This is a genomic window from Streptomyces sp. NPDC057307 (assembly GCF_042667665.1).
Lineage (GTDB): Bacteria > Actinomycetota > Actinomycetes > Streptomycetales > Streptomycetaceae > Streptomyces.
Genome location: NZ_JBHUZM010000002.1, coordinates 64,807 through 77,856, shown reverse-complemented (window position 1 = coordinate 77,856; position 13,050 = coordinate 64,807). Strand labels below are relative to the sequence as shown.

Annotated in this window: 13 protein-coding genes; 4 read left to right on the top strand and 9 right to left on the bottom strand. The window is 71.9% G+C overall.

Annotated elements, in window-relative coordinates; genetic code table 11:
* Window positions 1-13: 13 nt before the first annotated feature.
* A complete protein-coding gene (locus ACFUN8_RS01305; protein WP_383629895.1) occupies window positions 14-1,276 on the top strand; it encodes a hypothetical protein in 1,263 nt (420 codons plus the stop codon).
* A gap of 90 nt (window positions 1,277-1,366) precedes the next feature.
* On the opposite strand, the gene ACFUN8_RS01300 is transcribed toward ACFUN8_RS01305, so the two are convergent.
* From ACFUN8_RS01300 to ACFUN8_RS01270, 7 genes are all read right to left on the bottom strand, one after another.
* Window positions 1,367-2,677 carry an MDR family MFS transporter gene (locus ACFUN8_RS01300; RefSeq protein ID WP_383629893.1) on the bottom strand — a complete coding sequence of 437 codons (1,311 nt, stop codon included), beginning with the start codon at window positions 2,675-2,677 and terminating at the stop codon, window positions 1,367-1,369.
* The gene (locus ACFUN8_RS01295) at window positions 2,674-3,855 is read right to left on the bottom strand and encodes a PLP-dependent cysteine synthase family protein (RefSeq protein WP_383629891.1); all 1,182 of its coding nucleotides are present in this window, start codon (window positions 3,853-3,855) and stop codon (window positions 2,674-2,676) included. The genes ACFUN8_RS01300 and ACFUN8_RS01295 overlap by 4 nt, the downstream gene beginning before the upstream one ends.
* A 257-nt stretch (window positions 3,856-4,112) precedes the next feature.
* Complete coding sequence (locus tag ACFUN8_RS01290; protein ID WP_383629889.1) at window positions 4,113-4,535, bottom strand: hypothetical protein; 423 nt, start codon at window positions 4,533-4,535, stop codon at window positions 4,113-4,115.
* Between the two features lie 133 nt (window positions 4,536-4,668).
* A complete protein-coding gene (locus ACFUN8_RS01285; RefSeq protein ID WP_383629887.1) occupies window positions 4,669-5,835 on the bottom strand; it encodes an aminopeptidase P family protein in 1,167 nt (388 codons plus the stop codon).
* A gap of 41 nt (window positions 5,836-5,876) precedes the next feature.
* Window positions 5,877-6,287, bottom strand: coding sequence for a VOC family protein (locus tag ACFUN8_RS01280; protein ID WP_383629885.1), 411 nt, complete (start codon window positions 6,285-6,287; stop codon window positions 5,877-5,879).
* Window positions 6,288-6,454: 167 nt separating this feature from the next.
* Window positions 6,455-6,916: a helix-turn-helix domain-containing protein gene (locus tag ACFUN8_RS01275; protein ID WP_383629884.1), complete on the bottom strand. Its 462-nt coding sequence runs from the start codon at window positions 6,914-6,916 to the stop codon at window positions 6,455-6,457.
* Window positions 6,917-6,923: 7 nt separating this feature from the next.
* Complete coding sequence (locus ACFUN8_RS01270) at window positions 6,924-7,403, bottom strand: ATP-binding protein (RefSeq protein ID WP_383629882.1); 480 nt, start codon at window positions 7,401-7,403, stop codon at window positions 6,924-6,926.
* Between the two features lie 133 nt (window positions 7,404-7,536).
* Between ACFUN8_RS01270 and ACFUN8_RS01265 the strand changes: the two genes are divergently transcribed.
* Window positions 7,537-8,460 carry a helix-turn-helix domain-containing protein gene (locus ACFUN8_RS01265; RefSeq protein ID WP_383629880.1) on the top strand — a complete coding sequence of 308 codons (924 nt, stop codon included), beginning with the start codon at window positions 7,537-7,539 and terminating at the stop codon, window positions 8,458-8,460.
* On the opposite strand, the gene ACFUN8_RS01260 is transcribed toward ACFUN8_RS01265, so the two are convergent.
* Window positions 8,396-9,475 (bottom strand): PhlD, encoded by a 1,080-nt coding sequence (locus ACFUN8_RS01260; protein ID WP_383629878.1) that lies wholly within the window; start codon window positions 9,473-9,475, stop codon window positions 8,396-8,398. The genes ACFUN8_RS01265 and ACFUN8_RS01260 overlap by 65 nt on opposite strands.
* 341 nt (window positions 9,476-9,816) lie before the next feature.
* Here ACFUN8_RS01260 and rsgA point away from each other — a divergent pair, with 341 nt between their 5' ends.
* The gene (gene rsgA / locus ACFUN8_RS01255) at window positions 9,817-10,959 is read left to right on the top strand and encodes a ribosome small subunit-dependent GTPase A (RefSeq protein WP_383629876.1); all 1,143 of its coding nucleotides are present in this window, start codon (window positions 9,817-9,819) and stop codon (window positions 10,957-10,959) included.
* Window positions 10,960-11,113: 154 nt separating this feature from the next.
* Window positions 11,114-12,487, top strand: coding sequence for a bifunctional transcriptional activator/DNA repair enzyme AdaA (locus ACFUN8_RS01250; RefSeq protein WP_383630071.1), 1,374 nt, complete (start codon window positions 11,114-11,116; stop codon window positions 12,485-12,487).
* 9 nt (window positions 12,488-12,496) lie between these two features.
* Here the strand turns inward: ACFUN8_RS01250 and ACFUN8_RS01245 are convergent, their stop codons facing one another.
* Window positions 12,497-12,871 carry a PPOX class F420-dependent oxidoreductase gene (locus ACFUN8_RS01245; protein ID WP_164253419.1) on the bottom strand — a complete coding sequence of 125 codons (375 nt, stop codon included), beginning with the start codon at window positions 12,869-12,871 and terminating at the stop codon, window positions 12,497-12,499.
* Window positions 12,872-13,050: the final 179 nt, after the last annotated feature.

Here is a 13,050-nt window from a genome sequence, read left to right as displayed (position 1 = left end):
GGAGGAGACCGGCATGAAGGACCGAGCGAGACCCGCCTACCGACGTCGGATCACCGCTGCGCTGGCTCTGCTGGCCTGCGCGGGCGTGGCTGTCGCCACGCCACCGGCCGGAGCGGCCGACGGCCAGAAATCCACGCGCGTAGCGTCCTCGCCGACCTCGTGGTCGGCGGATCTGACACACATCACCTCCGACGACGTCAACGTCCGCTGGAAACAAGGCGCGTTGAGCGTCCGAAGCACCACCTTCCGCCCCGCGTCGGCCGAGACCGGGCGGGGCTACGGCACCCAGGTGCTCGCCCCCGAAGAACTCGACGCCCCCGTCAACCGGGTCAGCGCCGCACTGGACGCCGACACCCCCTCCTCCGCCGACGCCGAGGTGGTTGTCGACGTACGCGGCCGCTCGGCGCGGGGCGGCTGGACCGAGTGGATTCCGGCGGACGGGAGCCCGGCGGTCCTGCCGCGGGCGGTCACCACCGTGCAGGCCCGGATCACCCTCTGGGACGCGGAGGGAGAGGCACGCGTCCGGGGCCTGCGGCTGACGGCCGAGAAGGGCGCCGCGCCACGGACCTCGGCGGGCGCCACCGCCTTCAGCGCACGGGTCTTCGCCACCCGCGAGGGACTCGTCGGCGGTACGACCGCCAACGGCCACATCATCCAGCCGAACGACCACTTCGTCGCGCTGCCCTCGCGACGGGGCCTGTCGCCCAACGGCAGCGGCCAGTACTCCGTCCAGGTCTGCGGTCCCGCCCGCTGCGAGACCGCGCCGGTGTGGGACGTGGGCCCGTGGAACACCAAGGACGACTACTGGAACCCGTCCCCCACCCGCGAGATGTTCAAGGACCTGCCCCAGGGCAAGCCCGAGGCGCAGGCGGCGTACGAGAACGGATACAACGGCGGCAAGGACGGCTCCGGCCGTACCGTCCTCAACCCCGCCGGGATCGATCTCGCCGACGGCACCTTCTACAACGTCGGCCTGAACGACAACGGCTGGGTGACCGTCACCTATCTCTGGACCGGCGACCAGACGGGCAAATCCTTCCCCACCTGGGGCACGGACGTCCGGATCCGTCAGCAGGCGACGACCGCGTCGGCCGAGGTGGCGCGTCTGCCCGGACCCACGACGGTCAACGTCAAGTGCCAGGTCCACGGCCAGCGGATCACCGTGGACGGCATCACCAACGACGGCTGGTCCTATCTGCCGGCCTTCGGCGGCTATATCTCCAACATCTTCATCGACGTGGTGGAGGCGTGGCTGCCGGGCGTGCCCAACTGCTGACGGGCCGAACCGCTGAACCGCTGAACCGCCGAACCGCCGAACCTTTCGAACCGCCGGGACCGGGCCCTGTTGCCCGGTCCCGGCGGGGTGTCAGGCGGTCGCGGTCGCGGGCCGCGCCTTGCGTACGGGCGGCGCCGCGAGCCGGCCGGTGCGGTGCAGCACACCGAGGGCCACCGCACCGGCCATGCCGAGCGCGAACAGCGCGAACCACGGGAGCGCGGAGACACCGGCCTTCCGCGCCGCGTCGAGTGCCGCGCCGGTGAGCAGATTCCCGAGCGTGATGCCGATACCGCAGATGGTGTTGTACAGCCCGTAGTGCGTCGCGACGAGCCGGTCACCGGAGAGCCGGACGATGGTGTCCATCTCGAAGGGGTACGCGATCATCGTCCCCAGCGCGAGCAGCAGCGCGGCGATCGCCGGCGGTACGGCCGCCAGCGCCCACCGGGCAACTCCCGCGTCCGGTACGGGAATCGCGGTGGCCGCGAGCAGCGGCAGGAACGCCAGCCCCATGACGGCCAGCCCCCCGCTGAGCGCACGCCCCGGCTCGGTACGGGCCCGGCACCACGCGGTCACCCGCGTCTGGAACAGGATGGTGGCGAGCCCGGAGACCGCGAAGAGCAGCGCCACGGCGACGGTGCCGAACTCCCCGTCGCCGCCCACCTGACGTACCGCCAGCGGCAGCGCCAGATACACCTGGAAGGTCAGTACGTACGAGCCGATCATCGCGGCCGAGAAGAGCAGGAACGGCCGGTTGGCCAGCACCGAGCGCCATTGGACGAGCGTGCTCGTACGCCGGCCCGCCCCGTCCCGTACGTCCGTGTCGTCGGCCCGGCGGGGCGGGAGCGCCCGGATCTGGACGACGCTCAGCAACGCGAAGATCCCGGCCGAGACAAGGCAGGTGACCCTGAAGTCGACGCCCGTCAGCACCATGCCCACCAGGGGACCGAGCAGAATGCCCGCCTGGTAGAAGACGTTGAACAGCGCGAACGCCTCCACCCGGCGCTCTCCGGCGTCGGCCGCGAGATACGCCCGGACGGCAGGGTTGAACAGCGCCCCGGCGAAGCCGGTGGCAGCCGAGGCGACGAGCAGCGCGGGCAGCGACTCCACCAGGCCGAGCGTCGCGAAGCCGGCCGTGCGCAGGACGCACCCGGCGACGATGAGGGGCTTGTAACCGAACCGGTCGGCCAGCGTCCCGCCGACCAGGAACATGCCCTGCTGGCTGAAGTTCCGCACACCCAGCACGAATCCGACCAGCCAGCCCGCCAGCCCGAGGGTGCCCGAGAGATGGGCGGCGAGATACGGCATCAGCATGTAGAAGCCCAGATTGATGGTGAACTGATTGACCATCAGCAACTGGACACCGCGCTCGTAGGAGCGCACCTGCGTGATCACTCCCTTCACCGGGCGTCCTCCTCAAGGGAGTTGGTGACGCCTTCGCCATCGCCATCGCTCAGGGTGAGCGGATCGACGACCTCGGCGCACCGGGTCCAGCGGGTGACCTCCTTCTCGTCGAGCCGGCCGATCACCTCCGGTTCGGCCGCCGGGGCCGAGTCCAGCAGCCCGTACGCGGCGCAGTACTCGTCGTCGTACACCGTGCCGAGATAGCGCTGGGGCCCGTCCGGGAAGACCGCGACGATCCGGGAGTCGGCGGACGCGGTGCGGGCCAGCCAGCCCGCCACCAGGGCGACGGCGCCGACGCTCCAGCCGCCGGTGGCGTAGTGCGACGTCGCGAGTTCCCGGCAGGTCCGCACCGCCTCGGACGGCGCGACCCAGTGCACCTCGTCGAAGTTCTCGTACGCGACATTGCGCGGGTGGATGCTCGATCCCAGCCCGCGCATCAGCCGGGTCCTGGCCGGCTGTCCGAAGATCGTCGAGCCGATGGTGTCCACCCCGACCACGCGCAGCTCCGGGTAGAGCTGGCGGAGCACCCGTGAGATCCCGGCGGAGTGGCCACCGGTGCCCACGCTGCACACCAGGGTGTCGATATGGCCGAGCTGGGAGGCGAGTTCGAGGGCGAGCGGGGTGTACGCGGCGGTGTTGTCGGGGTTGTTGTACTGGTCCGGGCACCAGGAGCCGGGGTGCCGCGCCAGCAGTCGCGCCACCCGGTCTCGGCGCGCCTGCTGCCAGCCGCCCGTCGCGTGCGGCTCCGGGACGGTGTCGACCTCGGCGCCGTACGCCGTGAGCAGTCGGGTCATCGACGGTTCGAGCCCCGGGTCGGTGACGAGGGTGACCGGGTGGCCATGGACCATCCCGGCGAGGGCGAGCCCCAGTCCCAGGGTGCCGCTGGTCGACTCGATGATCCGGCCACCGGCCGCCAACTCGCCCCGCGCACGGGCCCGTTCGACCATGTACAGACCGGGCCGGTCCTTGATGCCGCCGGGATTGAAGCCTTCCAGCTTCGCCCAGAAGCCGCGCCCCGCCGGCGCGAAGGGCTCGCCGATCCGCAGCATCGGGGTGTTGCCGACCAGTTCGGAGAGGCTGTGGGTGGCTCGGGGGGTGGCGGTCCGGAGCGGTCCGGTACGGAGGGGGAGGGCGGGGGAGAAGGGGCGCGCGGGGGCAGTGGGGGTCTGAGGGCGCATGGGTTCGCTTTCGTTCGCGTGAGTGCGCGATGTCGCGCTCGCGTGTACCGGGAATCGCGGATGCGGGGAGATGTGAAGAGAGATGAGGGGATGCGAGGGGACGCAGGGATACGCGGGAGTACGCGGAAACTCGCCGAACAGGTCGCGCAGGTCGGTCAGGCCGCACAGGTCGAGTTCTTCTACGGACGGCGGAGAACAGCCGGACCGACCGTGTGCGTGACGCGTGCGAAAGGGGGCGACCAGTTCGGAAGGGCGCTCTACACCCGCAGAATTGCCGGATCTCTCCAGGTGGCGGACACGGGAACGGCGTCGGCCGGCACCGCGGACGCGGGAGCGTGGACCCGCGTCAGTTCCGCGAAGCCGAGGGGTGTCGTGGCACGAGCGGGCAGCTCGGCCCGGTACGGGGGCTGACCGGAGGCGCAGCTCTCCGATCCGTGCTCGGCCTCGTCGCCGTCGTGAGGGGCGGGCGCGGCGTCGCGGCCGCCGAACTCCGTCGATTCCGCCGACGCCGTCGCGGTCACCGCGGCCAGGGGAGACGCGTGCGCCGAGGCGTTGTGCCCGTTGACGCCATGCGTGTAGAGCAGCGCCAGCAGAAGTACGGCCAGCCACAACACCCGCTCCGGGCCCGCCATTCGCAGGCGGGCCCGGAGCGGGCGTGAAACTCGGAAGGCCGTGAACATTCCGTAATCGTAGCGTCACGTTGTGTGTGGTGCGCGACCGGCGCCATCGCTGCGGGCCGACCCGCGACCACCGGCCGCGCAACCCGGCCGACGTTCCCGGCCGCAGCACCGCCGCCCCATCCCGGGTCCGCGCTCAGCCGACCACCGCCAGGCTCCGCTCCGTCGCGTTCAGGCGACGGCCGCCGGTCTCCGTGACCGTCACGATGTCCTCGATCCGTACGCCGAAGCGGCCCGGCAGATAGACGCCGGGCTCCACCGAGAAGCACATGCCAGGTACGAGCGGCAGCTCCTCGCCCTCGACCATGTACGGCGGCTCGTGAGTGGTGACGCCGATGCCGTGGCCGGTCCGGTGGATGAAGTACTCGCCGTACCCGGCGTCGGCGATCACCGCGCGGGCGACCCGGTCCACGTCCTGGCAGGCGATGCCGGGCCGCACCGCCTCACAGGCGGCCCGCTGCGCCGCGTGCACCAGTTCGTGGACGCGCCGCTCCTCCTCGGTGGGCTCGCCGACATGCACGGTGCGGGAGGTGTCGGAGCCGTAACCCTGGCACAGACCGCCGAAGTCGAGCACAACCATGTCGCCCGCCTCGATGACCCGTGTCCCGGCCTCGTGGTGGGGGTTGGCGCCGTTGGGGCCGGAGCCGACGACGGTGAAGTCGACCTGGGAGTGGCCGAACGCGCGCAGCAGTTCGGCGAGGTCCGCGGCGACCTCGGTCTCCCGGCGGCCCGCGAAGGGCACCTTCTTGATCTCCTCGTACGCGGCGTCGGCCGCCGCGCCCGCCGCCGCGAGCCGTTCGACCTCACGCGCGTCCTTCACCGCGCGCAGCATCGGGAGCGCGTTCGTCAACGGCGTGTAGGAGGTGCCGGGCAGGGCCTCCTGGAGACCGATGACGTGCAGCGCCCAGGTGTTGTCGCTGATGCCGTAGCGGCCGGTGGGCACGAGCGCGGGCGAGGTCACGCCGTACGGGTCGACGCCGTCCGTCCAGTCGCGCAGCGTCAACGCGGGCGCGCCGACGGCCTTCTCCGCGTCCGGTGCCTCCAGCTTGGGCACGACCAGGACGGGATCGGCGTCCGGGGTCAGCACCAGCAGGGTCAGCCGCTCGGTGTCGGCCGGCGGCTGATAGCCGGTGAGCCACACCATGTCGGGGCCGGGCGCCACGAGAACGCCGGCCAGCCCGGCGCCGACGGCGTCCCGCACCGCCCGGTCCATCCGGGCGCGGTAGTCGTCGGCGGTGAAGGGTGCGAGGTGCGCCGGAGCCCCGGCGGCCGGGTGTGCGGTGGATGCGTCGCTGCCAGTCATACGGCCATCCTGCCGCCGCGGCCGGGCGCCCCGCGACCCTGTTACGGCTTCGGCTGGGTGAAGCGGATGCTGTTGCCGAACGGGTCGCGGAGGCCGCAGTCGATACCGTACGGGCGGTCGGTGGGCTCCTCGGTGAACTCGACGCCGCGGGCCAGCAGTGTCTCGTACGTCTTGCGGCAGTCGTCCGTGCTGAAGATGAGCGAGCCGCCCGTCGCGCCCTTGGTCACCAGTTCGCGGACCTGCTGCGCCGTCTCCTCGGACATCGCCGGAGGGCCCGGCCTCTCCAGCAGGATCTGACGGTCGGGGTGGCCGGGGACGTTGACGGTCAGCCAGCGCATGAAGCCCATGTCGATGTCGGCGCCGACCTCCAGACCGAGTGTGCCGACGTAGAAGTCGAGTGCCTTGTCCTGGTCGAGGACGTAGATCTGTGAGTGTGTGATCGCGTTGAACATGTTCTTCACGCTACGGGGCGGACCGGACGAAAACTTGTCCAGAACTGCTCAGTCGCCGCGCGACGGGCGCCGGTCGGCAGGTGCCGGTCGACGGGCGCCGGGCGCCGGTCGGCAGGTGCTGGTCGACGGGCGTCAGGCGCCGGTCGGCAGGTGCCGGTCGACGGGCGTCAGGCGCTTGGGCGCGTCCACGCCATCGTGAAGCACGTCGGCACGCTCATGGCAGCGGACGCCGCTTCGTCGTGCTTCTCGCGTTCCCTGCGTTCCCCACGTTCCACGCTTCCCCCGCGTTCCCTTCGTTCCTTGCGGTACGTCCTGGGCGGCCGGCCGACGATGTCGTGGAAGGTGCGGCTGAAGGTCGCCGGGCTGCCGAAGCCGACCTCGTAGCAGATGTCCGTCACACTGCGGTCGGTCTCCCGCAGCAGGAACATCGCGCGCTCTACCCGCCTGCGCTGCAGATAGCGGTGCGGCGTCTCACCGAACGTGGCGCGGAACGTCCGCGTGAAGTGCGCCTGCGACACATGCGCGATCCTCGCCAGCGCCGCGACATCCAGCGGCCGCGCGTACTCACGGTCCATCGCGTCCCGCACGCGGAGCATGCGGCGATTGGTCTCTTCCACGGCGCGGCCCACGGCACCATCACACCACGGGTCGGCCGGGGGCGTCCGTCGGGTGCGTGTGCAGCCGGGCCCAGAACGTCGTCGAGTCTCCCCCCTCGTATCCGTGCGCCTGGGCGAGCGCGGCGACGATGGACAGACCACGGCCGGACTCACCGGACTCGCCGAAGTGCTCCGGGTCCGGGTCGGGGTCGGGCCCCCTCGTCGGGTAGGGGACCCGACCGTGGTCGCTGACGCTGATCGTCAGGGCCCCCTGGCCCCGGTGGAGCGCGATGTGAACCGGACTTCGACCGTGGCGGATCGCGTTGGTCACCAGTTCGCACACCACGAGCACGGCGTCGTCGACGGTCGCACGCGGCAGCCGCCACCGCTGCAGCACACCGGCCGCTTTCCTGCGGGCATGCGCGGCCTGTGTGAGATCGGTGTCAGGCAGACACCACACATGCCGGTCCGCGGTGGGAAGCAAGCCGTGCGCGGTGGGCTGGACGGCAAGAATTTCCATGGTCCTCTCCTGGGGGCGAATCTCTCCAGATCCCACAGAAACCCCTCCCGTCACTTCGCGGAAGGGTCCGGGAGTGACCGGACACTGCGGTGTCCGGTCCTTCGGCGCGCCGCCACGGCTACGGAGAGAGAGGATGGAAAGCGCGGTCGGCAGCGACGGAGCCGGTGGCGCGGGTCCCGGAGGTGGCGAGATGGGGAGAGCGGAGCTGCCCCCTCAGTCGGACATGCCGAAGATCATGCGTACGTGGCGGGCCCGCCGGAACCTCGACGACATTCCCGGTATGGGCGCCCTGCCCCGGCACCGCCACCGGCGCGGGCAGCTCACCCAGGCCATCATGGCCGACCTGCTGGGCGTGGACGAGCGGCACTACCGGCGCCTCGAACACGGCGAGGGGCGGATCAGCAAGGACCTCGTGAAGGACTGCGCCCGGATCCTGGGCCTGAATCCGGCCGAGGCGTCCGCCCTGTACGTCTGGTCCGGTCACCAGCCCCCGCGGGCGGTCGTCCCGGAACAGCCGGACGTCCCCGACGACCTGCTCGGGATGCTGCACCGTATCGGCCACGGCGCCTACTGGAGCGACGACACCTACGCCGTTCTCGCCTACAACCGCCGCGCGGCCTGGCACTGGCCCTGGATGCAGCGGGCCGGCGCCAACATCATGGAGGAACTGCTCGCCCCCTCCTCCCAGGGACGGGAGCAGTGCCGGCAGTGGGAGACCCACTGGGCGCCCTACATGGTCGCCGAACTGCGCCGCAGCGCCGTCGTGGACCGGGACAACGACCGTATCCAGCAGGTGGTACGCCGGGTGCGGCGGTCGGCCGAGGTGCGCGGGCTCTGGGACGGGGACGAGCGGGCGGAGATGAGCCTGCACCCCTACGCCACGGTGCGCCCGATGGTGCTGCCGCTCACCGGCGCGGTCCAGGTGTCGGTCCAGGCGCTGGCGCCCCTGGCCCATCCCGGTCTGCGGATGATCGTCGGAATCCCCGTCGATTTCACGGAGCCGGAGCTGCCGCAGGGTCCGCCGCCCCCGCCACGGCCCGCAGACGCAGAGCGGTAGTAGTGAAGCCGGGCCCGAAGGCCACCGCGATCCCGTCGCCCTTCGGGAGCCCCGGCTCCAGCGTCCGCGCGAGGACGTCCAGCAGGGCGACGCCACCGAGGTTCCCGTGGGCGAGGGACGCCAGGGAGTGCGTACCCCCGGTGTCCGGGTCGAGCCCGAGACCCGTCAGGGTGCCGCTGATGATCCCCGGCCCGCCGGGATGTACGGCGGCCCAGTCGACCGGGTGCCCGTCCAGCCACGCGTCCAGATGCGGCACGACCCGCCCCGCCGCCCGTCTCGCCTCGGGCCCCGAGTCGAAGAGGAGCCCGTCCTGGTCGATCACGCCCCAGTAGGCGTCCTCGCTGTCCGGAAGGACGAACTCCCAGGTGCCGGCCACCTCCAGCAGACCGCCGTGAGCGCCCCGGTCCGTGTCGGTGCCGCTCACCACCGCGGCACCGCCCGCGTCCCCGAAGAGACCGCCGTACAGGACGGACTGAAGGGTGAGGTTACGAGGGTGGTAGAGCGTGCTCAGAGCCTCGGCCGCCACGACGAGCACCCGCGCCCCCGGCCGGGCCCGTACGAAGCGGGCCGCCTGGACCAGGGCATGCGCGCCTCCGGCACAGGCCACCGTCGTCAGCCCCACCCGCGACACGTCCGGCCGCAGCCCCAGCAGCCTCATCAGGTCGACGTCCAGTCCTGGCACCGTCCAGGACGTCGTGTGCGTCGTCACCAGACAGTCCACCTCGCCGGCGTCGAGGCCCGCCCCGCGCAGGGACTCCCGCGCGGCGTCCACCGCCAGCAGGCGTGCCCCCTCGTACGCCGCACGCGACCGCTCCCCGACACCCGCACGGGCCCCGGTCTCGGCCAGCGGCGCGACCCATGGCCGCGTCCGCACCCCCGTGTGGCCCAGCATGCGCAGCCACAGGTTGAGCTTGGGGTGGTTGGGATGGCGCGTCCGGAGATCATCGGCGATTTCCTCGGTGCTCACCCAGTACGGGGCGGTACGCACCACAGGACGGCTGACGACGATGGTCACGGGGACCTCCCGAAGACTGATCGGATTCCACAGTAAGCGAGGGCGACGGAAAAGGATCGTGCGCCGTCTCGGCCGACTCGCCGACGCCGACGCCGAGGGCGCCGGGTCACCGGGGCAGCGCTCGTCGCCTTAAATCAGTTGGAAGCGGTGTCCGTCGTGGGTACGGTTGAGGATGTCGTTGAGGAAGCAGGAGGTGAGGACATTGGTGACTGTCGTCGCGCTGGGCGCTGCCCGGATTCAGAAGCTGATCGTTCCCATTCCTGTGGTCTCCGGCTGACCTTCGTCTTCGTCCACGTCCGACACGACGTGCGCGCCGGGGCCGCCCCCTGAAGGGTTTCCCCTTGTCTTTCTCTTCGTCCTTCTCTTCCCACTCACTCCTCTCCGCCTCCTCCGAGGCGGCATCCGCCGCTCATCCCCTCGCCCCGTACGGCTGGGACGCGGCCTGGGAGGCGGAGTTCGTTCCGTACGCCGGGCAGAACCTGCTCCCCGGTCGCGTCGTACGTGTTGACCGGGGTCAGTGCGATGTCGTCACCGCCGACGGCATGGTGCGGGCCGACACCGAGTTCGTGGTGCCGCGTGACCCGCTGAAGGTCGTCTGCACCGGGGACTGGGTCGCGGTCGACCCGGCCGGTGGCGATCCCCGTTACGTACGGACTCTGCTGCCCCGTCGTACCGCCTTCGTACGGTCCACCTCGTCCAAGCGCTCCGAGGGCCAGATCCTCGCGGCCAACGTCGACCAGGCGATCATCGCCGTACCGCTCGCCGTCGAGCTGGACCTGGGGCGGATCGAGCGCTTCCTGGCCCTGGCCTGGGAGAGCGGCGCGCAGCCGCTCATCGTGCTCACCAAGGCCGACCTCGTACCGGACCCGACCGGTCTGTCGTATCTCGTCGAGGACGTCGAGACCACGGCGCCCGGTGTGCAGGTCCTCGCCGTCAGCGCGGCGACGGGGGAGGGCGTCGACGTGCTGTCCGCCGTCGTCTCCGGGAGTACGAGCGTGCTGCTCGGCGTCTCGGGCGCCGGGAAGTCGACCCTCGCCAACGCCCTGCTCGGCGAGGAGGTGATGGAGGTGCGGGCCATCCGCGAGGTCGACGGGAAGGGCCGGCACACCACGACCACCCGCAACCTCCTCGTGCTGCCCGGCGGCGGCGTGCTCATCGACACCCCCGGGCTGCGGGGCGTCGGGCTGTGGGACGCCGGACAGGGCGTGGGGCAGGTCTTCGCCGAGATCGAGCAGCTGGCCGAGGAGTGCAGGTTCCACGACTGCGCCCACGGCAGTGAACCGGGCTGCGCCGTGCTCGCCGCGCTGGAGGACGGTTCGCTGCCCGAGCGGCGGCTGGAGAGCTACCGCAAGCTGCTGCGGGAGAACCAGCGCATCGTCGCCAAGACCGACGCCCGGCTGCGCGCCGAGATCCGCCGCGACTGGCGACTCAAGGGCGCGGAGGGCCGCGCGGCCATGGAGGCCAAGCGCGGGCGTATCCGGTAGGCCCCGACGGTGGGTACCGGCCGTGGGCCGACGGCAGGCACCGACCGTAAGCGCGCCCGGAGTGGGCCGGACACCCGGACCGGGGGTCCGGCCCACCCTCATGTCCGAATCCCGCCAGTGGCGTCGCCGGAAGCGGCGCACACTCGACGGTGTGATGGAGGAAGAGACCCGGTACGAGGCGGTGGCCAGCCGCGACCCACGGTTCGACGGCGCGTTCTTCTTCGCCGTCCAGACCACCGGTATCTACTGTCGGCCCAGCTGTCCGGCGGTCACCCCGAAGCGCCGCAACGTCCGCTTCTACCCCACCGCCGCCGCGGCCCAGGGCAACGGCTTCCGCGCCTGCCGCCGGTGCAGGCCCGACGCCGTGCCCGGGTCGGCGGAGTGGAACGTACGGGCCGACGTCGTCGGCCGAGCCATGCGGATGATCGGCGACGGGGTCGTGGACCGCGAGGGCGTACCGGGACTGGCCGGGCGGCTCGGCTACAGCGCCCGGCAGGTGCGGCGCCAGCTCACCGCCGAACTCGGCGCCGGGCCCGTCGCCCTCGCCCGCGCCCAACGCGCCCACACCGCGCGGACGTTGCTCCAGACCACCGCCCTGCCGGTCACGGAGATCGCCTTCGCCGCCGGATTCGCGAGCGTGCGGCAGTTCAACGACACGATCCGGCAGATCTACGCCCGTACGCCGAGCGGCCTGCGCGCCGAATCGCACACCGGGGGCGGACGGGCCCCCGCCGCGCCCTCCCTCGCCGGTATTCCGCTACGGCTCGCCTACCGCGGGCGCTACGCGGCGCGCGACATGTTCGACCTGCTCGCCGACGAGGCCGTCCCCTCCGTCGAGGAGATGACCGGCGAACTCGGCGCCCGCACCTACCGGCGGACGCTGCGGCTGCCGCACGGCCCCGGAATCGTCTCGGTGGACGAGGCGCTTCCGTCCACCGGGGCGACGCGCTCCGGGTGGCTGGAGGCCCGGATCCACCTCACCGACCTGCGCGACCTCACCACCGCCGTACAACGGCTGCGCCGCCTCCTCGACCTCGACGCCGACCCGTACGCCGTGGACGAACGCCTCGGCGCCGACCCGCTCCTCGCACCGCTCGTCGCGGCCCGCCCCGGACTGCGGGCGCCGGGCGCCGCCGACCCCGAGGAGTACGCGCTGCGCGTCCACACGGGTCCCGCCGAGGCGCGGCGGCTCGTCGCGGCGTACGGGGACCGGGTCGAGCGCCCGTGCGGCAGGCTCACCCGGCTCTTTCCCGCACCGGCCGCCCTGGTGGACGACCCGGTGGCCGGCCCGCTCGCCACCGCCCTCGCCGACGGCACCGTACGGCTCGACGCGGGAGCGAGCCGCGACGAGGCGGAGCGGGCGCTGCTCACCGTGCCCGGTGTGACCGCGCGGACGGCGGCGCTCGTCCGGATGCGGGGCCTGGGCGATCCCGACGTGGCACCTGACGGCGACCCCGGTCAGGCGGCGTGGCGGCCGTGGCGCTCGTACGCCGTACGCCATCTGTGTGCGGCCGCCGCCGTCCTCTGAGCGCCCGGATCAGCCGGTCTCCTCCAGCCCCCAACTGTGAATCTTCCGTGGATGGATCCGGATCAGTTCCTCGCTGAAGTGCGGCCCCAACTCGTGCGGCCCGGTGAGCAGTTCGGCCTCGCCCCGGATGTCCACGCCCCGTACCTTCCACGGCTTGAGGCTCACGATGTCGTCCACCACCAGTGCCACCCGGGGGTTGGACCGGAGGTTCCGCCACTTCTTGGTGGTGCCCAGCGCGTATCCGCCGACCAGGATCGTGCCGTCGGCCTGCGGGAAGAAGCCCACGGGATTGGCCTGTGGCTGGCCCTTCGGGTCGACGGTGGCCAGCCGGCCCAGCCGCTGGGAGGAGAGGTACGAGCGCTCGGCCTCGCTGAATTCGGTCATGGCTCCAGCCTCACACGCCCGCCTGCCGGAGCTGGGACGCGATGGGCTCATGGTGCGGCAGTTACTCCCCACCTGGCCGTATTTCTTCCCTCATGATCATCGCGGGCTGCTCACCCGTGCTGTGAGTTGGAGGTCAACTCCCCTAAACTGACGTCGCTTTGGCGTGATCCCTCAGCGAG